The 24,470-nt window shown below is 63.2% G+C and carries 20 protein-coding genes; 2 read left to right on the top strand and 18 right to left on the bottom strand.

The features are described 5' to 3' along the window. Positions 1-96: 96 nt before the first annotated feature. From addA to CN673_RS14415, 11 genes are all read right to left on the bottom strand, one after another. Complete coding sequence (gene addA / locus CN673_RS14465; RefSeq protein ID WP_099867071.1) at positions 97-3,612, bottom strand: double-strand break repair helicase AddA; 3,516 nt, start codon at positions 3,610-3,612, stop codon at positions 97-99. Continuing rightward, complete coding sequence (addB, locus tag CN673_RS14460) at positions 3,609-6,782, bottom strand: double-strand break repair protein AddB (RefSeq protein ID WP_099867070.1); 3,174 nt, start codon at positions 6,780-6,782, stop codon at positions 3,609-3,611. The genes addA and addB overlap by 4 nt, the downstream gene beginning before the upstream one ends. Beyond that, positions 6,782-7,531 carry a nucleotidyltransferase family protein gene (locus tag CN673_RS14455; protein WP_245409916.1) on the bottom strand — a complete coding sequence of 250 codons (750 nt, stop codon included), beginning with the start codon at positions 7,529-7,531 and terminating at the stop codon, positions 6,782-6,784. Before CN673_RS14455 ends, addB begins: the two co-directional genes overlap by 1 nt. Before the next feature lie 17 nt (positions 7,532-7,548). Next, positions 7,549-9,063, bottom strand: a complete 1,515-nt coding sequence (gene tsaE / locus CN673_RS14450) for a tRNA (adenosine(37)-N6)-threonylcarbamoyltransferase complex ATPase subunit type 1 TsaE (protein ID WP_370853057.1) — start codon at positions 9,061-9,063, stop codon at positions 7,549-7,551. Then, on the bottom strand, positions 9,060-11,591 hold the full coding sequence (locus CN673_RS14445) for a sensor histidine kinase (RefSeq protein WP_099867069.1): 2,532 nt from the start codon (positions 11,589-11,591) through the stop codon (positions 9,060-9,062). Before CN673_RS14445 ends, tsaE begins: the two co-directional genes overlap by 4 nt. A 219-nt stretch (positions 11,592-11,810) precedes the next feature. Beyond that, positions 11,811-13,235 (bottom strand): adenosylhomocysteinase, encoded by a 1,425-nt coding sequence (ahcY, locus tag CN673_RS14440; protein ID WP_099867198.1) that lies wholly within the window; start codon positions 13,233-13,235, stop codon positions 11,811-11,813. Between the two features lie 143 nt (positions 13,236-13,378). Further along, positions 13,379-13,669 (bottom strand): HPr family phosphocarrier protein, encoded by a 291-nt coding sequence (locus CN673_RS14435; protein ID WP_099867068.1) that lies wholly within the window; start codon positions 13,667-13,669, stop codon positions 13,379-13,381. A gap of 3 nt (positions 13,670-13,672) precedes the next feature. After that, positions 13,673-14,074, bottom strand: coding sequence for a PTS sugar transporter subunit IIA (locus CN673_RS14430; protein ID WP_099867067.1), 402 nt, complete (start codon positions 14,072-14,074; stop codon positions 13,673-13,675). A gap of 156 nt (positions 14,075-14,230) precedes the next feature. Next, complete coding sequence (locus tag CN673_RS14425; protein WP_099867066.1) at positions 14,231-14,701, bottom strand: HPr kinase/phosphorylase; 471 nt, start codon at positions 14,699-14,701, stop codon at positions 14,231-14,233. Then, positions 14,698-16,482, bottom strand: coding sequence for a sensor histidine kinase (locus CN673_RS14420; protein ID WP_099867065.1), 1,785 nt, complete (start codon positions 16,480-16,482; stop codon positions 14,698-14,700). The genes CN673_RS14425 and CN673_RS14420 overlap by 4 nt, the downstream gene beginning before the upstream one ends. A gap of 35 nt (positions 16,483-16,517) precedes the next feature. Beyond that, complete coding sequence (locus tag CN673_RS14415) at positions 16,518-17,231, bottom strand: response regulator transcription factor (protein ID WP_099867064.1); 714 nt, start codon at positions 17,229-17,231, stop codon at positions 16,518-16,520. A gap of 398 nt (positions 17,232-17,629) precedes the next feature. On the opposite strand from CN673_RS14415, the gene CN673_RS14410 reads away from it, so the two are divergent. Both CN673_RS14410 and arfB read left to right on the top strand, forming a co-directional pair. Further along, complete coding sequence (locus CN673_RS14410; RefSeq protein WP_099867063.1) at positions 17,630-19,237, top strand: phosphoenolpyruvate carboxykinase; 1,608 nt, start codon at positions 17,630-17,632, stop codon at positions 19,235-19,237. 85 nt (positions 19,238-19,322) lie between these two features. Then, positions 19,323-19,754: an alternative ribosome rescue aminoacyl-tRNA hydrolase ArfB gene (arfB, locus tag CN673_RS14405; RefSeq protein WP_099867197.1), complete on the top strand. Its 432-nt coding sequence runs from the start codon at positions 19,323-19,325 to the stop codon at positions 19,752-19,754. A 15-nt stretch (positions 19,755-19,769) separates the two neighbouring features. Here the strand turns inward: arfB and coaA are convergent, their stop codons facing one another. Genes coaA through hisB form a run of 7 tightly spaced genes read right to left on the bottom strand, consistent with a single transcriptional unit; the run spans position 19,770 to position 24,391 of the window. Next, the gene (gene coaA / locus CN673_RS14400; RefSeq protein ID WP_099867062.1) at positions 19,770-20,762 is read right to left on the bottom strand and encodes a type I pantothenate kinase; all 993 of its coding nucleotides are present in this window, start codon (positions 20,760-20,762) and stop codon (positions 19,770-19,772) included. After that, positions 20,759-21,094 (bottom strand): phosphoribosyl-ATP diphosphatase, encoded by a 336-nt coding sequence (locus tag CN673_RS14395; RefSeq protein WP_099867061.1) that lies wholly within the window; start codon positions 21,092-21,094, stop codon positions 20,759-20,761. Before CN673_RS14395 ends, coaA begins: the two co-directional genes overlap by 4 nt. A gap of 14 nt (positions 21,095-21,108) precedes the next feature. Further along, complete coding sequence (gene hisF, locus CN673_RS14390; RefSeq protein WP_099867060.1) at positions 21,109-21,885, bottom strand: imidazole glycerol phosphate synthase subunit HisF; 777 nt, start codon at positions 21,883-21,885, stop codon at positions 21,109-21,111. Further along, a complete protein-coding gene (hisA, locus tag CN673_RS14385; protein ID WP_099867196.1) occupies positions 21,882-22,619 on the bottom strand; it encodes a 1-(5-phosphoribosyl)-5-[(5-phosphoribosylamino)methylideneamino]imidazole-4-carboxamide isomerase in 738 nt (245 codons plus the stop codon). Before hisA ends, hisF begins: the two co-directional genes overlap by 4 nt. Continuing rightward, positions 22,616-23,269, bottom strand: a complete 654-nt coding sequence (hisH, locus tag CN673_RS14380; RefSeq protein WP_099867059.1) for an imidazole glycerol phosphate synthase subunit HisH — start codon at positions 23,267-23,269, stop codon at positions 22,616-22,618. Before hisH ends, hisA begins: the two co-directional genes overlap by 4 nt. Before the next feature lie 3 nt (positions 23,270-23,272). Next, positions 23,273-23,749 (bottom strand): DUF2628 domain-containing protein, encoded by a 477-nt coding sequence (locus tag CN673_RS14375; RefSeq protein WP_099867058.1) that lies wholly within the window; start codon positions 23,747-23,749, stop codon positions 23,273-23,275. Between the two features lie 33 nt (positions 23,750-23,782). After that, positions 23,783-24,391, bottom strand: a complete 609-nt coding sequence (hisB, locus tag CN673_RS14370; protein WP_099867195.1) for an imidazoleglycerol-phosphate dehydratase HisB — start codon at positions 24,389-24,391, stop codon at positions 23,783-23,785. Positions 24,392-24,470: the final 79 nt, after the last annotated feature.

The following is a 24,470-nucleotide window of genomic DNA, read 5'->3' as shown; positions in this document are numbered from 1 at the left end:
TCGGCACTCCTTCATTTGATATCGGGCGGAGCAGGGCGCTCGCGCAGTTGCCCGCTATGTGCGCATCACCGCCGCATCATTCAATGTCGGGTATACTCATTTTGTCGTGAGTGCCGCAAGGGCGCCGTCCAAAGCGGCCGGAGGCACTTCGATAAGCACCGGCGCTTCGGTGAACAGCAGGGCCGCTTCGATCTGCCGATCGGGATAGAGCGGCCGCAGCAATTCACGGTAGAGCGCCAGTTGTGCCGTATGAACGGCTGGTACATCCGCCAGCGAACGCGCCGGCGGGCGGTTTGTCTTGTAGTCGATGATCCGCACCCGGTCCGGACCGACGGCGAGACGGTCAATTCTGCCGGATACGACGTGCTCGCGATCGCCAAGCCGGACTGTACCCATGATCGCCACTTCCGCCTCGCTGCCCGGTGCGAAGACCGTGGCAAAGCCGGGTGTTTCGATGATCGTCATCACGGAGGCAACGAGTTCTTCCCGGGTTTGTGAAGGCCAGTGCGGTGCGGCGCGCTCAAGATAGCGCAAAGCCGAAGCGGACCGGTCCGTTGCCGCCAGGTCCGGCAGGATCTGGAGGAACCGATGGATGATCCGCCCTCTGACGAGAGCGCCATCGTCACCTGCCGCTGCGCCGGCGAAGGGAGAGCGTATCGGGCCGCTTTGTACTTCATCGTCGATGACAGCATGCGTGCCGGACGGCGTGAGCGGGCGCGGCGGGCGCTCGGGCGGCGGCAATGGCGCGGTCGGAATATCAACGCGATCGACGGGCGCGGCGGGCGCGGGCGCTCCGTCAGTGGGCGTCGGCGTGGCCTTCGCACGCGAGAAGCGAAAGCCATCCCAGGTCATTCCGCCCGCCTGGAACGTCGTTGGCTCCGCGTCACCGCGCTCCAGAGCGGTCCGCACCATCGAGAGCCAATGCGGGCCCCTGGGAGGGTTAAGCCCATGATAGCCACAGACCACAAGCCGATCGGCAGCACGGGTCATGCCGACATAAAGGAGCCTGCGATATTCCTCCTCAGCCGCACGCATCATCCTATTCTTGAGATCCAGCGAGACGCTGTTTTCATGCGCCCTGGACGGGACCCAGAGCGGAACGGGACACTCCATCCCGGATATATCGAGACTGCGCAGGCGCGAGACGTTCTGGCCCCGCGCAGCCTCGCCGCCGGAATCGACGAGAAACACCACGGGCGCCTCGAGGCCCTTGGATGCATGCACCGTCATGATGCGGACCTCGTCACGATCCTGCTCCAGCTCGCGTTTGATCGTGGGCGACTGCTGGTCGAGGACGGCGAGAAAGGACTGCATTCCGGGTAGGCCGGCCGCCTCGTGATCGAGCGCAAAGGCGAGAAATTCATCCAGGACGTCCGCCGCTTCGTTGCCGAGCCGCGCCAGAAAGTCCGCCCGCCCGCCAAGAGGGCCAAGCACATGCGCGTAAAAATCGTGGACAGAGCTCTCAGCCGCGACAACGGCGTAGCGGTCCAGCTTGCGCTTGGCATCCATGAAGGGCTGCTCGCCCGCCTCGGCCAGGCGCGTCAACTCGGCCTCGACGCCGGACGTGGGCTCGCGCCCATGACACAGCGTGAACAGTTGGTCCTCGTCGAGTTCGAACAAGGGCGATTTGAGCAGTGACGCAAGCGACAGATCGTCATCCGGCAGGGAAAGCACACGCCCGAGCGCCATCAGGTCCTTGACCGCGATATGGTCTGTCAGCACCAGGCGGTCGGCGCCGGCGACGGGAATCGCCGGGTGATGCTTGAGTTCACGCATCAACGCATTGACGAAGCCATCACGCTTGCGCACGAGCACGAGGATGTCGCCGGCGGTGATCGGAACACTCCGGCCCTTCACCACGCGGTGACCATCGCCGATCCACTGGCGGATCGTTCCGGCAATGCGCTTGGCAAGCCGCGTTTTCGGATCATGCTCGGGCGTGTCGTCGAAAGGGGCCGTCCAGTCCTCCTCGTCAACGCGCTTTTCCTTGGCGATCATTTCCCAGACGTCGACCAGACCCGGCTCGCGCCCTCGCACCGACTCGTGGATGATATCGCCGCCCGGTTCTCCGAGCCCGCGCCGCGCCTCGGCATCTTCAAAAACCCTGTCGACGGCCTTGAGAACATCGGATGTCGAGCGGAAGGACAGCTTGAGTTCGACGCCCTCGAAGCGGGTCTCGCTTGCCGATGCAGCGCTTTCGACCGAGCGCCCCTCCTGTCGAAACCTTTCGGGTCGGGCACCTTGGAAGGAATAGATCGACTGCTTTTCGTCGCCCACCGAAAACAGCGTTCTGCGCCGGCCTGCCTGGTCGCCGGCGAAGAATTCGTCGGCGAGCTGACGAATGATCTGCCACTGCGCCGGGCTGGTGTCCTGAGCCTCGTCGACGAGGACGTGATCGATGCCCTGGTCCAGCTTGTAGTGGACCCACGCACTGGCGCCGCCGCGGGCAAGAAGGCTTGCCGTTCGCTCGACGAGATCCTCGAAATCCAAGTTGCCGCGCAGCCGCTTCAGGCGCTCATAGTCGCCAAGAAGGCGTCGGGCGAGTGTCAGGGCGGCACCCGTCGCCCGCGTCATGCGCCAGCGCGCCAGCCGGTCCAGCGCTTCCTCGAAATGGGTGGTGGCGGCCGCGATGCGATCCTGGATGTCGGGAAGCGTCGCGTCGATCTTGCCGGCACCGGCCTGCGAAAGGCTTCGCGTCTTGCCGTCGGCACGCAGGAAAAGGCCGGCCAGATGTCTCCACCGCTCCTCCACCGTGTCGGCGCCGGCTGCCGCCTGCAGCGCGTCGGCATAGCTGCGCGCCTTCTTGGCCGAGGCAGCAGAAGCGGCATCCGCATAGGCCGCGATGATATGCGGCGGCAATGTCGGGATCGGCCAGACAGACGCCTTGATCGACCCTTCGTCCTCTGCCGGATCCAATCCGAGAGCAGTCGAAACGATCTGCCGAGCACCTTCCGCACCCCCGGAAGTTTCCAGGAAGCGCTGAACCGGCCCTCGCTGCGCAACGAGGTCATCGAGCAGGGTTTCCAGCCCCGCTTCTCCCGCGTCTCCGAGAACCGTGGCGAACGCATGGGCCAACGAGATATCGTCTTCCGTACCAGTGGCGGTCAGAAGAGACCGGCGCGCCTCCGCGATAAGGCTGGCGGACTGCCCGTCATCCATCACCGTGAAGTGCCCGGCCACGTTGGCTTCGAGCGGAAACTGGTGCAGCACGGCTTCGCAGAACGCGTGGATTGTCTGGATCTTCAGCCCGCCCGGTGTCTCTAGGGCGCGGGCGAACAACTGACGCGCAAACGCCAGGCGCGCTGGTGAGGGTAGCTGACCGTCGAGGCCCGAAAGGTCGGCAAACAGTCTGTCGTCCGGCTGTGTCGCCCATTGGGCAAGCCGGGCGAAAACCCGGTTCGACATCTCCGAGGCTGCCGCCTTCGTGTAGGTGAGGCACAGGATTGCCGAAGGCTTGGCGCCTTCCAACAAAAGCCTGATAACCCTTTGTGACAGCACATGCGTTTTGCCCGATCCGGCGTTGGCCGAGACCCAGGCCGAAGCTTTCGGGTCGGACGCGCGCAATTGCTGCTGGGTTGTCCAGTCAAGATCGAAGATGGGCGCTTCGGTCACGAGGCATCCCCTTCATCACCCCCGACATCGGCGCTCGCCCATTCCGCGACGCGCGCCAGATGATCGTATTCGCCGCCGAATTCACGCGCACTGGCCGGTATGATGCGCGAAGCAAACCCGCGGCGGCCGCTTGCCAACAATTCGATGAAGCCGGCGAGGCGGGACAGCGATTCCGACCCGAGATCGGCAGCGCTCTTCACGCTGCCATCGTCCCGGCCGGCCCTGTCCGCCCCTTCAAGGCTGTCCACGGGCATGATTTCGGCGTCCTTCAGACGGACATATTTGAGAGAGGATGGAGTTTTTCGCCCCAGATCGCCAAAGCCGCCGGCCATCAAGGCCGCCGCTTCGAGCGGCAGTTGCGGATCGAGCAGCGCACGCGCCTGAGCGCGGGTCGGCATGCCGCCCGTCTTGAAGTCGATGATCTCGGCGCTTCCATCGCGCATCAGGTCGATACGATCGGCGATGCCCGACAGGGTGACGCCGGTCGACAGAATCGGAACAGACCCGCGCAGTTCGGTGTAGCGCTCGGCAACATCGCCGTCGCGTTGGCGCTCCCAATCAAGAAACAGTGCCGCAATGCGACGAAAACGTGGATGCCACAGCACCTCGATGTGATGAGGCAGCGCCTCACGATCGAAAAGAGCCTTCGCGACCGCCTCCAGCCGCTCGGCGGCATCGGCCGAAGCGACTTCAGCGCCTTCGGCGATGAACCGCTCGACGATCGCATGATAGAGCGTGCCTCGCTCGGCAACGCCCGGGTCGCGAATGAGGCCGTCCAGCGGACTGAGACGCAATACCCGACGGGCATAGACAGCGTAGGGATCGCGGCGCAGCGTGCGAATTTCGGAAAAGCTGTAGCGCTTCGGCTGCGCCACAAGCGGTGGCTTTGGCTCCGGCCGGTTCGCCAAGGGGCGTTCCGGCTTCTGGTCGGCAGCCTCGGCGGCAAGACGCAATGCATCGCCGCGCCGGCGCATTGCAAGCGCGCCCTCATCACCAACCACTGCCAGTAGCCTCTGCAGCCACCGTGAAGCGACTGTCGGGGCCTTGTCCGCGCGCGTCGATCGGCTGAGGATGACCTTGGACGCGCCCATGGCCATCTGGAAATCATGCGCCGCCAGACCGATCCGACGCTCCTGCGGCTCCAGCCCCACGGTCATCTTCATCGGGCGCGACAAGAACGCGTCATTGGCCGTCTGGCCTGGCCACTTGCCTTCGTTGAGACCCGCCAGGATGAGCGTATCGACGTCCTGAAGGCGCGCCTCCAATGCTCCCCATATGAAGATTCGCGGGTGGGTCGTTGCGCGCGGTTTCACCGTTTCTCCGGCAATCAGTGCCGCGACGATGTCCGCCCACTCAGCCCCGCTTGCCGGCAGGTCGGCTCTCGATGCCAGCATATCGGCAAACAGCGCGGCAAGCGCCTCACCTGCTTCTTCGCCCCAAAGACCGGACACACCGGTATCCGGGTCGCCCGTCACGGCCTCTGCGACGTCGATCGTATCGCGTGCCCACGCCGAGATCGGCGCGTGATCAGTCATACGGCCGCTCGCTGCGGATGCGAAGCGGATGAACCGCCCGGTCAGCGGCTCCACCCGTGTCTCGACCTCAAGGGCAAGACGCCGCGCCAGCGCGATGTCGTCCTGCGAGAGCCTGCGCCGCCATTCAGGGATATGCCGGGCTTCGCCGTCTTCTCGCAGGCCGGATTCCAGAAGGGCGGAAAGCTGGGAGACATCCACCTCTCCCATGCGTCCGCGCAGTGCGAGGAGTTCGAAAAGGTGCGCCGCTCTGCGCGCCTCGTGCATCGACAGGCCGAAGCGGGCGAGCGGGTGACTGAGAAGACCGGTGAGCGCCACCGGATCACCGGGCTGCATGACCGCATCGAGAAGAAGGCGCAGCAAGGTCGCAGGCTGCGTCGAGGCAAGCGGCACCCCGCCGGAATCGTTGGCTTCGATGCCGTACCGGACGAGTTCAACGGAAACGCGGCGCGCCAATCTGCGATCCGGTGTCACCAGCGCAACGCGGGCCTTGGGGTCATCGCCCGCAATGCGCATTGCGACGGCGATGGCGGCGGCCTCCTCGCGCTCGCTTGACGTCTCAATCAGGCTGACATCGCCAAAGCCCTGCGGCGACCCAGCAAACGGTGCTGCAGCCCACAGCGCCGTCGCCCGTGCCGGAAGAAGCGCCATCGATATGGCGGCGTTGCGCGCGGCAAGCACCGGCTGCTCCTCGCCCAACGGCACCACATCCTCGCGGGCAGCACCGAAACGGCTCAAGAGAAGCGCCAGACCATATTGCGGATGGGTCAGGACAGCCGGATCCGTTTCGTCGGCACCGGCACGCATGACTAGCGGCCAGACGTCGGGCGGGATGCGTGTATCGAGTCCGGGCAGCACGATGGCGCCCTGGTCCAGGCCGGCGATTGCCTGCATCAGCGCGGCCGTTGCCGGGATGGAGCCGGTCGACCCGGCGACGATCATCGGGCCTTTCTCGGGCATGCTCGCCAGCCGGCGGGTCTCGGCTGCGAGCGCGGCATTGCGATGGCTGGCTGCGCTGACGCGGTCGATCTCCCGCAGCCTTGCCGGCCAGAAGGCGGAGGCGATCTTGAGAAATTCGAGCGTCAGTTGCCACCATTCGGCATGATCGGCTGCCTGCAGCAAATCCAGCCGCTGCCATGGACAATCATGCGTTTCCATTGCGTCGAGGAGGTCGGCAAGGCCCCGCGCCAACCAGATCGCGTCGGCCGGGCTTGCCGGCGCGATCAACGGACTGCCGCGATGAAAACCACTCACGGCTTGCGGCAGCTTGTTCTTCCAGCGCTGCACGAGACTGGCGAGTTCCAGCAGCGTCTCGACCTTGCCGACCGGTAGCTGTTGATCCATCGACGGTTCGGCGAGATCGAAATATCCCGCATCATCATCTGTCTCGCCCAGGGGGCGGATCGTCGGCAGGATGGCGCTGGTCCTGCCGATATGATCCACGAATTCGGAGCGAAGGGCGCGCGCCGCGCGGCGCGTCGGCACGTATATGGTTGCGCGTGACAAGGCGAGTGGATCGGCCCGATCAAAGCGAAAGCCCGGAACGAGGTCCCCGTCGCACAGGGCGCGCACCAAGGTCGGCAGAAACGGCACGCCGGGCGCAATGGTGAAAAGCCGCGGTGTCCGTGTCCCAGCCATCAGACGGGCTGATGCACGCCGGCCTCGCAGCGGGCAATCGCACGCTCCGCCTCGCCGATGGCTTGAGGCGTCCCCACCGTCAGCCAGTGCCCCGCCAGTGCAAGCCCTCGCATTCGATCCAAGACTAGCGCCCTGTCGAAGCATGCGTTGAGCGAAAACGGCCCCTTGGGACTGTGGTCGAATATGCGTGGGTGGACGATCAGCGCCCCGGCGTAGATCATGCCATCACCCTTGCCGTCGAAGCGTGTCAATCGGCCATCGGCATCCATCGTGAAATCTCCGCCGCCGTCATGTCCCGTCGCCCTGTCCGGCGAAACAGTCAGCATCAGGATATCCATCGAGCGTTCGTCGAAGGCTTCGATCATGCGCTGGAGATTGCTCTGCACGGCCGATGGCGCCTCGAGCCAGAAAGTGTCGGCGTTCAGGATCACGAAGGGCGCGCTTCCCAAGAACGGTAGCGCGTTGACCACCCCGCCTCCCGAATCCAGCAATTGGGCCGTCTCGTCCGACACATCGATCTGCATGCCGGCGACGGTCTTGAGATGCGCGCGAAGCTGGTCGGCGCGATAGTGCACGTTGACCACCGCGCGCTTGATGCCTGCGGTGCGCAGGGCATCGAAACCGTAATCGATCAGCGCCTTGCCTGAAACTTCGACCAGCGGCTTCGGGATGGTATCGGTGATCGGCCGCAGGCGCGTACCGAGCCCGGCCGCGAGAATCATCGCCCTGTCGATCGCTTGCTTGCCCACGATGCTGCGGTCTCCCTTCAGGCCTCGACGAGTCCTGATCTTTGATACCAAGCGCGCAGATCTGTCAAAGCGTCGTGCGCGAGCGCTTCGGCCAGATAGGCTTCGATCCTCGGAAGGTGACGCAGATAGCCCGGCTTGCCGTCGCGCTGCTTGAGGCGGACGAAAATTCCGAGAATCTTGGACGCGCGTTGCGCGGCCATGATCGAATAGGCCGTGTGGAAGGAGTCCGGCTCAAAGTTGTCGTCGTCGCGCCGCGCCTCGACATAGTCCGCCAGCAATTCCTGCCGCATCTGCCGCGGAACGGTGACGCGCGCATCCTGAAGAAGAGACGCCACATCATAGGCGGACGGGCCGAGCATCGCATCCTGGAAATCTATGATGCCGATCCGGTCGTTTCCCTGGCGCTCGGCGCGCCAGATGATATTCGGCGAATGATAGTCGCGCAGAACGATGTTCTTCTCCGCACTGGCGAGGCGCTCGATCGCGCCGCCCCAGAGCGCAATGTAATCAGCGCGATCCCCTTCGCTCACCGCCCGCCCGAGCCTGTAAGGGACATACCAATCCACCAGAAGCTCCGCCTCGATCATCATGGCGTCGCGATCGTATCTTGGCAGGCGATAATCGACACCAGACTTTACAGCGAGCAAATCCGGTACCGACCTACGATGCAGGTCGACGAGAACACCGACGGCCGCCGCATAGCGATCACGCACCGGCATGCCCTCTGGCGACAGGATGCCGTCCGCGCCCAGGTCCTCAACAATGAGAATGCCCTTGGCCAGATCCGCTTCCAGAATTTCGGGGGCGGCAAAGCCTTCATGTCTCAGCCATCGGCCGATCGCGACGAACGGCACCACATCCTCGGCAAGATGAGCGATCCGGGAATAAGGTTTGCCATCCCTGATCGGCGGGCCGTCAGGCATGGCGGGCGCATTCATCAGGATCGTCGCCCAGCCCTCCCCCATCGACAGCCGCTCATAAGCGCGTGTCGACGCATCGCCGAGCAGGTAACGCCGCCTCGCACTTTCTCTACCGACACGGCTCAAGAACGCGCGGATTTCAAGCGAGCGTGCGAGCCGCGCCATGAAGTGCGCGGGGGCATCGATCGCCACGATCCTTGCATTCGGACCGTTCGCATCGGCTATGCGCCACCGGATTGCGTCGGCGGGCAATGCGTCGCCTGCGCGTTCGGGCCACTCGATCAGAACCGCGCTTGCCTCGATTGCCTCGTCGAACCCGAGTTCGACGAGTTCACCCGGATCGGCAAGGCGATAGAGATCGAAATGGGCGATCGGGACCCGCGCGTCGTAGAGTTGCGCGAGGGTGAAAGTGGGGCTTGGCACCTCCAGCGCGTCGTCATTCGCGACGGCACGGATCAGTGCGCGGGCAAAAGTGGACTTACCCGCACCAAGCTCGCCCGAGAGCGCGAATACATCACCGGGCCTGACGATGATCGCCACGTCTTCCGCCAGGCGGCGCATGGCGGCCTCGTCGGGGATTTCTATGACGCGCGTCTCCCGCTGCACGGTTATTCGGCCGCCTCCGTGCGGATCGTGCGGTGTGCCGGCAATCGGCAGGTCACGGTGGTTCCGCGTCCCTCGACGCTGTCGATCTCGACAGTGCCTTTGTGCAGGCTGACGAAACTGTCGACGATCGAGAGCCCGAGCCCAGCGCCCCGGCGGCGACCGCCAGGACCGTGCGTTTCAAAGCGCGAGAAGATCGACTTCAACATATGCGAGGGAATGCCCGGCCCCTCGTCGGACACCGAGAAGACGATGCTGTCAATCTCGCGGTGGCAGGTCAGCCGGATGCGCGAGCCTTCCGGCGCATGGTTCGCCGCGTTGCTCAGGAGCTTCGACAGAATCTGACGCACGCGCTGCCGATCCGCCACGAAATGACCGAGCCCGGGCGGAGCGTCGATGGAAAGCGCCAGATCGGCTTCTTTCAAGCGGTCGCTCATCTGCGCTTCGGCTTCCGCCAGGATCTCCGCGATGTCGACCTCGCTCAATTCCAGCTTCATGATGCCGGCGTCGACTGTGGCGAGATCCAGGATGTCGTTGACGATCATCAGCAACACGGATGACGACGTCGCGATATGGTCGACATATTCTGCTTGGCGCTCATTCAGATCGCCGGTCATCGGCGTTTTCAGCAGATCGGCAAAACCGATGATGTTGGTCAGCGGCGTGCGGAGTTCGTAGGAGACATGCTTGACGAAATCGTTCTTCAGCGCATCCGCCCGCTGCAAGGCGTCGTTCTTCTCCGTCAATGCGCGTTCGACGCTGACGCTGTCGGTGCTGTTGACGAAGGTCAGCATCGTCTGGGCGTTGGGCAGCGGCACGACCGCATAGTCGAGGATGAGGCCGGTTAGAAGCTCGAAGCGGCCCTCATAGGTGCGCCGTTCGTCATCAAGGCTGGTGATGATGGTCGCGAAGCGGCGCCAGCCATCTTCTTCTGCGTAAGCCTTGCGGCACAGCATTTCCACGGCATTGATGTGCGTTCCCGGCGCTGCATCCAGTTCCGTGATGCCCCAGAGCGCGCGGAACGCCGGGTTGGACAGTTTGAGCTTGCCATCCGCACCAAAGACGCAAACGCCCTCCGCGAGGTGGTCGATCGTCTCGCCCTGCACCTTCACCAATGTGTTGTAACGCGCTTCCAGATCCACCTGCTCGGTGAGGTTCTCGAAGACCCAGGTCGCACCGCCCTGCGGATGCGCGGTGGCGAATACGTTCAATGTCTGGCCATCGGGAAGATACCAGAAATTCTGTTGCGGCTCGACGCTGCGGTAGACGGCCAGCATGCCGTCTTTCCAATCCCGCCACGAGTGCTGCTCGGAGAGCTTGCCGTCGGCGCGCAGGCGCTCGAGGAATTCCGCATTGGTGGGACGGCTCTCCAGGAATGGCATGTCCAGCGCCCAGAGCTTCTGGAAAGCCTGGTTGTAGAACTGGAGCGTCTGATCGTTGCCGAATATGGCGACGGCCGTCGCGAGATGGTCCAGTGTCTCGGAATGGCTGCGGATGGTGCGCTGCAGTTCCTCGCGCACGCTCTCGATCTCGCTGACGTCCGTCGCAATGCCGGCAGAGCCGGTGGCGGTCCTGGCATCGACGAGATCGTAGATCGTCCGGTTGCCCCGGACGACGGTCGATACCTTGTCGCTGAACGGCCGATCCGTCAGCGTCGCCGCACGGATCTTCTCGCGCGCATGGGTGCCGATCAATTCGCTCCCCCGCTCAACGGCCACTTCGCCCGAGGACGCTTCGACGGCATGCGCATAGGCTTCGTTGACCCAACGCAGCCGGCCATCGGGCCCGCGCAGCCAGACGGGCGTGTCCAACGCGTCGAGAAGGGTCTGGAGCGTTTCCACAGCACCAACGAGACGATCGCGCTCGGCTGTCGTTTCGGCCATGCGGGCGCGCATATCACCGAGCGCGACGAAGCGGACGAAGGCCCGCCCTCCAGAAACGCGGCCTTGCGCTTCCAGCACCTGGGCCCGCTGGGTCTCGATGACGAAGTCAAAGCGCTGTCCGCTGGCACGCAAAAGGTCGATCGCCTTTTCCAGCCGCGCGGCCGAACGCGTGTCCAGCCAGCGGCCGAAAGCGAGGAAAGCGGATTTTGCGTCCGGCGCGCCGGCCTCCACCGGCAATTCCCCGAGAACTTCCGGGCTCTCACCAATGCCGTCCCACACCACGATGCGGCGGTCCTTGTCGATGATCAACGCATGGTAGCGGTCGACGCGCGCGTTGGCATCGGAAAGCAGCGTTCGCAGTTCGGTGTTCTCCGCGTCGATCTTGGCACGTTCCCGGATCAACCAGATGGCCGAGATAAGCGCGGCGGATACGGCGCCAAGCACCAGCGCCAGATTGACGACTTCTATGGTCGACAGCGCAAGTCCGAACGGGAGGGCAAGGTGTTCATCGGCACGGACGACCTCGGGCATCGCAACCCAGGCGGCGCCTGTCAGCAGTGCGCGCCGCAAGTGCCTGCGGAAAGATCGAAACGATTTCGCGGCTGCGGCGATCCCCCATCGGTCCGCGCCACGAGACAGGCTGGGCCCCGGCATGTCGTCGTCCTCTTCGCCGCCTGTTGACTGGACATTCTCAGATTCCGGGCCAATTCATCTGCCCTGCGCGCACGCCGTCAGTCCCCATCGGGTTCACGCGAATCGATGAGAAAAGGGTACAATTTTAACGATTCACCGGGAAGGGAGCGTCTCAAAAATATAGCCGCGCGACCTGGTGGCCGCGCGGCTACTATATCTAGCGGTAGTGGTTTCGCTCTACTAGTAGCGGTAGTGCTCCGGCTTGAACGGCCCGGTTGTTTCCACACCGATATAGGATGCCTGCTCCTCCGACAGCTGCGTGAGGATGGCACCGAGCTTTTCGAGATGCAGCTTGGCAACTTTCTCATCGAGCTGCTTGGGCAGCACGTAGACTTCGTTCTTGTAGTTCTCGCCGCGCGCGAAAAGCTCGATCTGCGCCAAAACCTGATTGGTGAAGGAGGCCGACATGACGAATGACGGGTGGCCCGTGGCGTTGCCGAGATTGAGCAATCGGCCTTCCGAGAGCAGGATCATGCGCTTGCCGCCGGGGAACTCGATCATGTCGACTTGCGGCTTGATGTTATCCCACTTGTAGTTCTTGAGCGACGTGACCTGGATCTCGTTGTCGAAGTGGCCGATGTTGCCGACGATGGCCATGTCCTTCATCTCGCGCATGTGCTCGAGCCGGATCACGTCCTTGTTGCCGGTCGTGGTGATGAAGATGTCCGCCGTCGGCGCGACATCTTCGAGCGTTACCACCTCAAAGCCGTCCATGGCGGCCTGAAGCGCGCAGATCGGATCGACTTCCGTCACCTTGACGCGCGCGCCGGCACCCTTCAGCGACGCGGCGGAGCCCTTGCCGACATCGCCATAGCCGCAGACAACAGCCACCTTGCCGGCCATCATCACATCGGTTGCCCGGCGGATACCATCGACCAGCGATTCCTTGCAGCCGTACTTGTTGTCGAATTTCGACTTGGTGACGCTGTCATTGACGTTGATGGCGGGGAAGGGAAGCAGGCCCTTTTTCTGCAGCTGATAGAGCCTGTTGACGCCAGTCGTCGTTTCTTCGGTGACGCCCTTGATCGCATCGCGCTGTTTGGCGAAGAAGCCCGGCGAAGCGGCCATGCGCTTCTTGATCTGAGCGAAAAGAACCTCTTCCTCTTCCGAGCCAGGATTGGAAAGAACGTCTTCACCGGCCTCGGCCCGTGCGCCGAGCAGGATATACATCGTGGCGTCGCCGCCATCATCAAGGATCATGTTCGATGCGCCGCCATCGGCCCATTGGAAGATCTGGTCCGTATAGGTCCAGTATTCCTCCAGCGATTCACCCTTCACGGCAAAGACCGGCACGCCCGACGCGGCGATGGCGGCGGCGGCATGATCCTGCGTCGAGAAGATGTTGCAAGAGGCCCAGCGAACGTCCGCCCCGAGCGCCGTCAGCGTCTCGATCAGCACCGCCGTCTGGATCGTCATGTGCAGCGAGCCGGAAATCCTTGCGCCCTTGAGCGGCTTGTCGGTGCCGAATTCCTCACGGCAGGCGACAAGGCCCGGCATCTCGGTCTCGGCGATGGTGATTTCCTTGCGGCCATAATCGGCCAGCGCGATATCGGCAACCACATAGTCGTCTGCCGTCACCGCGGCTGCAGTCTGGGCTGTGCTCATCATTGTCTCCACGCAAAAGGGGGCTGCGCATGCGCGCGCCCCGCATCATTCATGGAGTTTGGTCTAGCAGGCTTCCATCGTCGCATCAACCATCATATAAAGAAGTCTTTATGTCGTTATATGTCAGAATGGAAGAAACTGCGCTAGCACTCTTCCCCGAAGCGACAACTCACGAGGTCCTCCAGCGCTGCCAGCACCTCCTGGGCCTGCGGTCCCGTCGCTTCCACGCAGATGCTGCAGCCCGGGCTCGCCGCCAGCATCATCAGCCCCATGATCGATCCGCCACCGACGCGCATGCCGTCCTTGGCAACCGTGACCTCCGCGTCGAAGCGCTCGACGGTCTGGACGAATTTTGCGGATGCACGCGCATGCAGGCCGCGCTTGTTGACGATCGACAGTTTACGGCTAGTCGGGTTTGCGGCGGCTTCGCTCATTCATCACTTTCCGCTGAGGATGCGGCTTGCGACATTGATATATTTGCGTCCGGCATCCTGAGCCTCTTCAAGGGCACGTTCCATATTGCCATCGCCGCGCACACCGGCAAGCTTGATGAGCATAGGCAGATTGACGCCGGCAATCACTTCGATGTGTCCGCCGTCCATGACGGAAATTGACAGATTTGAGGGTGTTCCGCCGAACATATCGGTGAGGATGATGACGCCGCTGCCGTCATCGGCACGACCGACCGCATCGACGATATCGAGCCTGCGCTGGTCCATGTCGTCTTCCGGCCCGATGCAGACGGTCTCCACCGCCTCTTGCGGGCCGACGACATGTTCGAGCGCGTGCTTGAACTCTTCCGCGAGCCTGCCGTGCGTGACAAGCACAAGACCGATCATCAAATGGCTCCCGTCAACTCCGATCCCGACCCCGCACGCTTGCCGGCCAGTGCCCCACTCGGACAGTGGCGCACATCTTGTCGAGTGAACGCCCGAGTGCAAGCACAAAAACGTCACACTTGGGCGCCGAATTCGAGATTCGCGCGTCGATTTCAGCTAGAGCGACCCAAGAATGAACTCCAAGGTTGCGAAGGGGTCACGCTGCGCGGAATATCGCATTCTGAGAACAGGAAGTGAAATTCCCCCTTCGAGCTCACACCTTTCTCCCTCGGCAGGTATCCGATCGGCGCCGCTTGCCTCGCCTGGCGCAAGGGCAAGATGGAGGACGCAGGCCGTCAGATGGGGCACGCGGACGATGCCTGATCCACGCACCTCGATCTGACCTGCGATCGCCGGCGGGGTTCTGGCGATGACGCGGCCGTGTCGGACATCGATCAACACCTGATCGTCGGCGACCAGCCCGGCAAACCGCCCGCTCAACAATGCCGAGGTCAGAAGCCGGAGCGCCAGTTCGCTCTTGCCGGAACCGGAGGGGCCGGTGATCAGAAGCCCGGTTCGGCCGACGACCAGTGCCGTTCCATGCCGGTTCGGCAGCACCGTAACCGCGCGATCGGCGGACGCAGTCACCGTGTCTCCGCAGGCAGGCGCATGACGAAGCGGGCACCACGGATCGCATCCGACTTCCCATCCCGGATATTCTCCGCGACGAGCGACCCTCCATGGGCCTCCACGATCTGCCGACTGATCGACAGGCCGAGGCCGGAATTCTGGCCGAAATCCTCACCGGCCGGCCGATCGGTATAGAAGCGTTCGAAGATGCGATCGATGTTTTCGGCCTGTATGCCCGGTCCGTTGTCCTCGATGAGGACCCGGAAACCGTCGCGTGCCCGTTCCAGTCGAACGACGATGCGGCCGCCTTTTTCCGGGACGAAGGAGCGGGCGTTTTCGATGAGGTTGGTGATCACCTGGCCGAGGCGCAGATCGTGGCCGTTGACGAAAGCGGTGGCACCGGCCTCAAGGCGGACCTCAAGTTCCACGGGAACCTGCTTTGCGCCGGCCCGCACGTCCAGCGACAGCGCCACGAGATCCCTGAGCAGTTTCACCATGTCGACCCGTCCGGCGTCCTGGCGTGCCAGCTCGGCATCCAGACGCGAGGCATCCGAAATATCGCTGATCAGCCGGTCGAGCCGGCGCACATCATGCTGGATGATCTCCAGCAGCCGCTCCTTGTTCTGCGCGGTGCGCGCCAGCGGCAGCGTTTCCACCGCGCTTCTCAGCGAGGTGAGCGGGTTCTTCAGTTCGTGGCTGACGTCGGCAGCGAAGCGCTCGATCGCATCGATGCGGTCATAGAGCGCGTTGGTCATGTCGCGCAGTGCCACCGAAAGATTGCCGATCTCGTCCTGGCGCGCGGAGAAATCGGGGATCTCTTCACGCGCCTTGACCCCACGCTTGACGCGGACGGCGGCAGCGGACAGGCGGCGCAGCGGATTGGCGATGGTGCTTGCCAGAAGCAGCGACAGGACGATCGACACCGTCGCCGCGACGCCGAAGATGCGCACGATCGCGAGTCGCTCCGCGTGGACGATCTTGTCGATATCACCCGCCTGCGTCGACAGCAGAAGCACACCGAGAACAGCCCTGAAACGCTGCACCGGAACCGCGACGGAGACGATCAACTCGCCATGCTCTGTGACACGAACCACCGCCCCGCGCCCACCGGTCAGGGCATTGACGACCTCCGGATAAATCGAGCCGTCACCGCCGGGCTCCTCGCGATAGGTCGGCAAATTGCGCTGTTGGAGCATTCGGTTGACGACGTTGGTGACCCGATCGAGAAGGCCGATATCCTCCGAAGACACAGGCGGCAGGTCGTAGCGCAGCACCTGGCCGGAAGAATAGAGATAACGCGAATCCAGAAGCAGATTGGCTTCGCTGTCATAGATGCGTGCGCGGGTGCGTGTCGGAGAAATCAAGCGCCGCAGCACGGGCGCAACGCGTTCGGGGTTGATCGGAAAGTCGAGATTCTCCTCGAAATCGTTCGGCGCCACGCTCTCGCCGGCCTGGAGTTCGAGCAGCTTTTCGGGGTCGATCGTGATCGAATTGGTTTCGACGGTGGCTGAGCCGGCGATGGCTCCGGCGATGATCTCTCCCTGAGTCAGCAGGCTTTCCACGCGCGCATCGATCAGTCCCTCACGGAACTGGTTGAGATACATGATGCCGAAGACCAGAACGAGCAGCGCGGCAAGGTTGAGGAAGAGAATCCGCCGCGTCAGGCTGGAAAAGACGACATTGCCGAAGATGCGACGTATCAGCGTGAACGGCAGACCGAGCGGCCGCGAACCAACCCGCCGCGCCCTGGCGGGCGGGGCGCGGCGAACGGCCGTTCGGTCCTCCGTCTCAGCGACCATCGTCGGTCACGTCGCCTCCCCTTCGGGCCGGCCGATCAGGCCGGCATTTCCCGGAACCGGTAGCCGACCCCGTAGAGCGTCTCGATCATGTCGAAGCCGTCGTCGACCATCTTGAACTTCTTGCGCAGCCGCTTGATGTGGCTGTCGATGGTGCGGTCATCGACATAGACCTGTTCGTCGTAGGCGGCGTCCATCAGCGCATCGCGGCTCTTCACCACGCCGGGACGCTGGGCGAGAGACTGGAGGATCAGGAACTCGGTGACCGTCAATGTCACAGGCTCGGTGCGCCAGGTGCAGGTGTGTCGCTCCTGGTCCATGACCAGAAGACCGCGTTCCAGTGTTTTCGTCTGAGCCGGGCCGGTTTTGGTGGTAGCGGCCGCATCGCGTGTGCTCGCGCGGCGCAGGATCGCCTTGACCCGCTCGACCAGCAGGCGCTGGGAAAACGGCTTGGTGATGAAATCGTCCGCGCCCATCTTCAGGCCGAAAAGCTCGTCGATCTCCTCGTCCTTGGAGGTCAGGAAGATGACGGGAATATCGGACTTCTGCCGCAGCCTGCGCAGCAGCTCCATGCCGTCCATACGCGGCATCTTGATATCGAATATCGCGAGTTGCGGCGGCCGGGCGACGAGCCCGTCGAGGGCCGAAGCACCGTCGGTGTAGGTTTCGACGCGATAGCCTTCCGATTCGAGGGCAATCGACACGGAAGTGAGAATGTTGCGGTCATCGTCGACAAGCGCGATGGTTTGCATTGACAAAGTCTCCGTTGACATTCGGCGCGTCCCTTCGGCTCCAGGTCATGGTCATCAGCCCCAACCAGCCCCTGAGCAACGCGGTCTTTGCACACACACCGAAACGGCGCGGAGCGATCAAACCGCAAGCCCGCGCCTACTTGTGTATAAAGTAAGAACAAAGTGTGGCACGGATCGAAGGGAATGTCATCGGGCGGTCATGTCGCAGTCCGCGAGAGTGAAAATTGCGACGGCGAAGCAAGGCGATTTAAACGATTTAAGCTGTCACGAAATTGTTTAAATCGATTAATACTTTGATATCGTTTGGCTTTTTTGATTTTTCTTGTTGCCAAGCCAATTTGCCGTCTCTACCCTCCGGCCACGTTCAAAAAGGGTTCTCCCGCAAACACAGGTGAAACATGACCATCGTCGGTAGACGCAATGCCGCGCATGACATCGAAACGATCGGCCTTCAGGCGAATGCCGTACGCTACAATCTGAGCGAAGCGGAACTGTGCGAACAGGCGATTGTCGGCGGAGAAGCGGAACTGACCGTCCACGGCGCCCTGCGGGCGCTGACCGGCCAGCACACCGGGCGCTCGGCCAAGGACAAGTTCATCGTCCGTGACGACCGGACGGACGGCGTCATCTGGTGGGACAACAACAAACCCATGTCGCGCGCGCATTTCGATCAACTGCATGCCGACTTCCTCGAACACGCGAAGGGCAGGTCCTTCTACGTGCAGGATCTGGTTGGCGGCGCCGATGCCGAGAATCGGATCGAAACGCGCGTCATCACCGAATATGCCTGGCACTCGCTGTTCATCCGCAATCTCTTGATCCGCCCGCCGCTCGATGCGCTGGACAGTTTCGCCCCGCAATTGACCATCATCGACCTGCCGAGCTTCCGCGCCGACCCCGCGCGACACGGTTCGCGCACGGATACGGTGATCGCAGCCGACCTTACACGCGGCATCGTGCTGATCGGCGGCACGTCCTACGCCGGCGAGATGAAGAAGTCGGTCTTCACGGTCCTCAACTACCTTCTTCCCGAGCGCGGCGTCATGCCCATGCATTGCTCCGCGAATGTCGGTCCAGACGGCGACGCGGCGATCTTCTTCGGCCTGTCCGGCACGGGAAAGACGACGCTTTCGGCCGATCCGACGCGCACGCTGATCGGCGACGACGAGCATGGCTGGGGCGAAAACGGCATCTTCAACTTCGAGGGCGGCTGCTACGCCAAAACAATCCGTCTGTCCCGCGAGGCCGAGCCGGAGATCTATGCCACGACCGAGCGCTTCGGTACCGTGCTGGAGAATGTCGTTCTCGACGAACGGCGCGTGCCTGATTTCGACGACGATTCTCTGACTGAGAATACCCGTTGCGCCTACCCGCTGCATTTCATTCCCAATGCAAGCGCCAGCGGCACGGCCGGTCATCCGAAGAACATCATCATGCTGACCGCCGACGCCTTCGGCGTCATGCCGCCGATCGCCCGGCTTTCACCGGCGCAGGCGATGTACCACTTCCTCTCCGGCTACACGGCAAAGGTCGCCGGCACCGAAAAGGGTGTCACCGAACCGGAAGCGACCTTCTCGACCTGCTTCGGCGCACCGTTCATGCCGCGCCATCCCTCGGAATACGGCAATCTGCTGCGCGACCTCATCTCACGCCACGGCGTGACTTGCTGGCTGGTCAATACCGGATGGACCGGCGGCGCCTACGGCACCGGCTCGCGCATGCCGATCAAGGCAACGCGCGCTCTGCTGTCGGCCGCGCTCGACGGTTCGCTGAACGAAGCCCAGTTCCGCACCGATCCGAATTTCGGCTTCGAAGTTCCGCTGGCCGTGCCGGGCGTGGAAACCACCATCCTCGACCCACGCCGCACCTGGGCCGACGGCGACGCCTACAACGCGCAGGCCGAACGGCTGGTGTCGATGTTCATCGACAATTTCGCCAAGTTCGAGGAGCATGTGGGCGGCGACGTTCTGGGCGCCGCGCCGCGTCTCGCGGTGGCTGCGGAATAGCCCATCACTCCCATGCGTCCTGAAAGTCCGTGATCCTTGCGATCGCGGGCTTTTCTTTTGCGTTCGGCTTCGCCACATTGCCGAAATGCCCAGCGACACTCTTTACGTTACCAGTTCCATCGCGATCGCGGGATGGGAGCTGACCGAACAGTTCATCCATGGCAGCGGGCCGGGCGGCCAGAACGTCAACAAGGTGGCGACCGCCGTTCAACTCCGGTTCGATGCGGCCAACTCGCCGTCGCTCTCGGCACGCGTCAAAGCCAGTCTCTTGAAGCGTGCCGGCCGGCGCGCCACCAAGGATGGCGTCATCGTCATCGAGGCCAACCGTCATCGCACACAGGAACGCAACCGCGAAGACGCCCGCGAGCGGCTCGCCGATCTCATCCGGCAGGCGGCCGCGCCGCCTCCCCCGCCACGCAAGAAGACCAGACCGAGCCGCGGCGCCATCGAACGCCGGCTGAAGGCGAAATCGGAACGATCCGGGGTGAAGAAGATGCGCGGACGCGTGGACGAGTGAGGCTTGTCGCAGCTCTCACAACTTCCGCAATGCCACTTGCTCAATCAGGTGGTTTTCGCCCTTTTTCAGGATGAGATTGGCGCGGGGGCGGGTTGGGAGGATGTTGTCGCGCAGGTTCTTCAGGTTGATGTTCTGCCAGAGGCCTTCGGCGACGGCGCGGGCAGCGTCGTGCGAGATCGTCGCGTAGCGATTGAAGAAAGATTGCGGGTTCTTGAAGGCCGTTTCGCGAAGGCGCATGAAGCGCTCGACATACCATCTGTGGATCAGATCTTCCGGCGCGTCGATATAGATCGAGAAATCGAAGAAGTCCGAGACGAAGGGCACGATCTTGCCGTCTGCAGGCAGGTCTCGGACCTGCAGCACGTTGATTCCCTCGAAGATGAGGATATCCGGCCGGTCGATCGTCTGAAACTCGCCTGGCAGAACATCATAGGTCATGTGCGAATAGAGCGGCGCCTGCACATCGGGCTGCCCGGCCTTGATGGCTGACAGGAAGCGCAGGAGCTGGCCTATATCGTAGCTTTCGGGAAAACCCTTGCGTTCCATGAGATTGTGCCGGCGCAAGACCGCGTTGGGGTAGAGAAAGCCGTCCGTCGTGACGAGATCCACCTTCGGGCTCGAAGGCCAGCGTTTCAGAAGCTCCTGCAGGATGCGCGCCGTGGTCGACTTGCCGACGGCCACCGAGCCGGCGATGCCAACGACGAATGGCGTCTTGGTCGCGTTTTCGGCATTGAGGAAATGCGTGCGCTGGCGAAACAGGAGCTGCGACGCCTCGAGATGCGCGGAGAGCAGGCGCGAAACAGAAAGATAGATGCGGGCAACCTCGTCGAGATCGACAGGGTCGTTCAGCGAACGCAGGCGGCGCACCTCGTCCTCGGTCAGCGTGAGCGGCGTATCGGCGCGGAATTTCGACCATTCCTGGGCCGAAAAGATGCGATATGGCGAATAGCCGCCAGGCTGGAAATGATCGAGCGACGTGTCGTCGTTCACGCTGACGTCTTGCTTCATGCGCCCTCGACGCCGCCGGGGCGGCTTGCCTTTTCTTCCAGGCCGGAGCGGCCCGTTCGACGCTCCAGTTCCGCCATGACCGACGCGAGCGGCACATCGGCGATCTTCAGAACGACGAGCAGATGATAGAGAAGATCGGCGGATTCACCAATTAGCCCTTCGTCATCCGAAGTGACGGTCGCGATGACCGCCTCCACCGCTTCCTCACCAAGCTTTTCGGCCGCCTTGTTGCGCCCCTTGGCCACCAGCTTCGCCGTCCAGGATTCATCAGGCGACGCCATGGCGCGGTCGGCGACGATGCGCTCCAAATCGGCCAGTGTGAAGTCGCTCATGGCACTTTCTCCCGTCAGTCGAGCCGCATGGCCAAGCCGGCCGCCGCCATGTGCCGCTTAGCCTCGCCGATCGAATATGTCCCGAAATGGAAGATCGATGCGGCAAGCACGGCAGCGGCATGACCCTCGCGCACCCCTTCCACCAGATGATCCAGCGTGCCGACACCACCCGAGGCAATGACCGGCGCGCGCACGGCATCGGCGATGGTACGCGTGAGCGCGATATCGAAGCCGCTCTTGGTGCCGTCCCTGTCCATCGAGGTCAGCAGAATCTCACCCGCGCCGCGATCGACCATATCGACCGCATAAGCGACCGCATCGATGCCGGTGGGGCGGCGTCCGCCATGGGTGAACACCTCCCAGCGATCGGCTTCGCCATTGCCGGATACCTTCTTGGCGTCAATCGCGACCACGATGCACTGATTGCCGAACTTGTCGGCGGCGGCCGTCACGAAATCGGGGTCGGAGACCGCAGCGGTGTTGATCGAGGCCTTGTCGGCACCGGCAAGCAACAGCTTGCGGATATCGGCCACCGTGCGCACGCCGCCACCGACGGTCAACGGCATGAAGCATTGCTCGGCGGTGCGCGCCACAACGTCGAAGATCGTATCCCGATTGTCGGAGGACGCGGTGATGTCGAGAAAGCAGAGCTCGTCGGCGCCGGCGGCATCATAGGCCTTGGCCGCCTCCACCGGATCGCCTGCGTCGATCAGGTCGACAAAATTGACACCCTTCACAACGCGGCCATCCTTGACGTCGAGGCAGGGGATGACGCGGGATTTCAAGGTCACGAGGAGACCCTCCCGCGCAGGACATCCAGCGCCTCTGCCGGATCGATGCGGCCATCATAGAGCGCCCTGCCCGAGATTGCGCCTTCGAGCCGCGCCGCGTCCGGCATCGTCATGCGCACGACGTCGGCGATCGAGGCAAGTCCGCCGGAAGCAATGACCGGAATGTCGACGCTGTCGGCAAGTTCGAGCGTTGCCGCCCAGTTGATGCCGGCGAGGATGCCGTCACGGTCGATGTCGGTGTAGATGATCGCGGCGACCCCGGCACCTTCGAAGCGCTGCGCCAGCTCTTTGGCGGACAGCTCCGACGCTTCGGCCCATCCTTCAACGGCGACCTTGCCGCCCTTGGCATCGATGCCGACCGCGATCTTGCCGGGAAACGCGCAACAAGCCTCCCTGACGAGGGCCGGATCGCGAACGGCGACCGTGCCGAGGATGACCCGCGCAAGCCCCTTGTCCAGCCAGCGCTCGATGTCGGCCATGGAGCGAATTCCGCCGCCCAGCTGCACCGGGTTCGCCGTCGCCGACAGGATCGCATCGACCGCATCGCCGTTTACGCTCGCGCCGGCGAAGGCGCCATTGAGATCGACGACATGGAGCCACTCGAAGCCCTGTGTCTCGAAAGCCCTGGCCTGCGCAGCAGGGTCGGAATTGTAGACGGTCGCCTGTTCCATGTCGCCAAGCTTGAGGCGCACGCACTGTCCGTCCTTGAGGTCGATGGCGGGGAAGAGAATCATGGTGCCCATCTGAGAAAATTGGCGATCAGCGCAAGTCCGAGGGCCTGGCTCTTTTCGGGGTGAAACTGGGTGCCGGCGCGGTTGCCCCTGGCGACGATGGCCGTTACCGGTCCGCCGTAGTCTGTCGTGGCGACGATATCGTCCGCATTGCGCGCAGCGAGATGGTAGGAATGCACGAAATAGGCGTGCAGCCCATCCTCCCCCGTTGCGATACCCTGCAAGAGGGGGTGGCCGCCATTGCAGGGCGAAATGGTGTTCCAGCCGATCTGCGGTATCTTCAGGGCCGGATCGTCAGGGCGCATTTCCACGACATCGCCGGCAATCCAGTCCAAGCCCTGGCTTACCGTCTTTTCGAGGCCTCGCGTCGACATGAGCTGCATACCGACGCAAATGCCGAGGAAAGGCCGCCCCTTGACGTCGACCGCCTCCTCGAGCGCTGCTCTCATGCCGTCCACTGCGGCAAGACCGCGCGCGCAATCGGCATAGGCGCCGACGCCCGGCAACACGACGCGATCGGCAGCGGCGACAATCTCCGGATCGCTCGTCAGCTCGATGCTCGTCTCAATTCCGCTTTCGCTCGCGGCACGCTCGAAGGCCTTGGTCGCGGAACGAAGATTGCCGGATCCGTAGTCGATGATGGCAACACGCATCGTCTAGCGCTCTCCATTCCATTCAAAAAGCCCGTAGGTCCCAGGCTTGCGGCGCGTCCTCGGCGCCTCGGATGGTCTTGCCGCCGGTGGCGACGCTTGCACGGCAGGCGCGTACGATTCGTGGCCTGCGAAATAGACGGCTTCGGCCGTACCAACATCGTCCGCCGCAATCACGGCAACCTGCTCCCAGCCCTTGGACAGGTGCTTGCCGATGCGCAGGTTCTGTCCCTCCAGCGCGGCGAGCAAGGACGTCGCAACCGACAGCGCGAAGCCTGCCGCGTACCAGTCGTCCGTCATCATCATCATGCTGGTCGCGATGGCCAGGGCGATAAAGACCAGCGCCCAAAGCCACAGGCGGTGCCAAAGAAACCAGACGATCGGCAGAACCAGCGCCAGGAACGCGAAACCGTCCCTGATGAAGACTGCGTCCTCGCCGGCGGGGTCGCCTCCAGGCGGTTTGAGGACAACATAGCTTGCCATTTCAGTCTCCGTCTCCGCTGAAAGCGAACGGGATCAGACCAGCGTTCCCTTGGTGGAAGGGACCTGTCCCGCAATGCGGGGATCAATCTCCATCGCAACCCGCAAAACCCGTGCAACGGCCTTGAAGCAGGTCTCGGCGATGTGATGGCTGTTGATTCCGGCGAGGCTGGTCACATGCAGCGTGATGCCCGCGTGCTGGGAGAAGGCCTGGAAGAACTCACGCACCAGTTCGGTGTCGAACGTGCCGATCTTGGGCGTGTGGAACGGTACGTTCCAGACGAGGAACGGACGCCCGGAGACGTCTATCGCCGCCCGCGTCAATGCCTCGTCCATCGCCAGATCGAGCGAGGCGTAGCGCACGATGCCCTTGCGCTCGCCGAGTGCGCGGGCGAATGCCTGGCCAAGCGCGATGCCGGTGTCCTCGACCGTGTGGTGGTCGTCGATGTGCAGATCGCCGACGGCAGTGACGGTGATGTCCGCCAGGGAGTGGCGGGCCAACTGGTGCAGCATGTGATCGAAAAACCCGATGCCGGTGCGTATTTCGCCCTGCCCCGTCCCGTCGATGCACACTGAAACCTTGATATCGGTCTCACTGGTGCCGCGCGCTACGTCCGCGCGCCGTGCACCGCCCTCAGTCGCCATTGTCGATGCCATGCCGGCAGTCTCCAGAACTCGCTTCGCCGGCTGCATATCAGGGCGGCGGGTAAATATCCAGAATGGT

The organism is Neopararhizobium haloflavum, from assembly GCF_002750855.1.
Lineage (GTDB): Bacteria > Pseudomonadota > Alphaproteobacteria > Rhizobiales > Rhizobiaceae > Georhizobium > Georhizobium haloflavum.
This window is presented reverse-complemented; position numbering and strand designations above follow the sequence as displayed.

What these genes read in the sequence shown, in the direction of transcription:
- addB (WP_099867070.1), bottom strand. Translation starts at nt 6,782, where the DNA reads ATGGCTGGGACACGGACACCGCGGCTTTTCACCATTGCGCCCGGCGTG.
- CN673_RS14445 (WP_099867069.1), bottom strand. Translation starts at nt 11,591, where the DNA reads ATGCCGGGGCCCAGCCTGTCTCGTGGCGCGGACCGATGGGGGATCGCC.
- ahcY (WP_099867198.1), bottom strand. Translation starts at nt 13,235, where the DNA reads ATGAGCACAGCCCAGACTGCAGCCGCGGTGACGGCAGACGACTATGTG.
- CN673_RS14435 (WP_099867068.1), bottom strand. Translation starts at nt 13,669, where the DNA reads ATGAGCGAAGCCGCCGCAAACCCGACTAGCCGTAAACTGTCGATCGTC.
- CN673_RS14430 (WP_099867067.1), bottom strand. Translation starts at nt 14,074, where the DNA reads ATGATCGGTCTTGTGCTTGTCACGCACGGCAGGCTCGCGGAAGAGTTC.
- CN673_RS14420 (WP_099867065.1), bottom strand. Translation starts at nt 16,482, where the DNA reads ATGGTCGCTGAGACGGAGGACCGAACGGCCGTTCGCCGCGCCCCGCCC.
- CN673_RS14415 (WP_099867064.1), bottom strand. Translation starts at nt 17,231, where the DNA reads ATGCAAACCATCGCGCTTGTCGACGATGACCGCAACATTCTCACTTCC.
- CN673_RS14410 (WP_099867063.1), top strand. Translation starts at nt 17,630, where the DNA reads ATGACCATCGTCGGTAGACGCAATGCCGCGCATGACATCGAAACGATC.
- arfB (WP_099867197.1), top strand. Translation starts at nt 19,323, where the DNA reads ATGCCCAGCGACACTCTTTACGTTACCAGTTCCATCGCGATCGCGGGA.
- coaA (WP_099867062.1), bottom strand. Translation starts at nt 20,762, where the DNA reads ATGAAGCAAGACGTCAGCGTGAACGACGACACGTCGCTCGATCATTTC.
- CN673_RS14395 (WP_099867061.1), bottom strand. Translation starts at nt 21,094, where the DNA reads ATGAGCGACTTCACACTGGCCGATTTGGAGCGCATCGTCGCCGACCGC.
- hisA (WP_099867196.1), bottom strand. Translation starts at nt 22,619, where the DNA reads ATGATTCTCTTCCCCGCCATCGACCTCAAGGACGGACAGTGCGTGCGC.
- hisH (WP_099867059.1), bottom strand. Translation starts at nt 23,269, where the DNA reads ATGCGTGTTGCCATCATCGACTACGGATCCGGCAATCTTCGTTCCGCG.
- CN673_RS14375 (WP_099867058.1), bottom strand. Translation starts at nt 23,749, where the DNA reads ATGGCAAGCTATGTTGTCCTCAAACCGCCTGGAGGCGACCCCGCCGGC.
- hisB (WP_099867195.1), bottom strand. Translation starts at nt 24,391, where the DNA reads ATGGCGACTGAGGGCGGTGCACGGCGCGCGGACGTAGCGCGCGGCACC.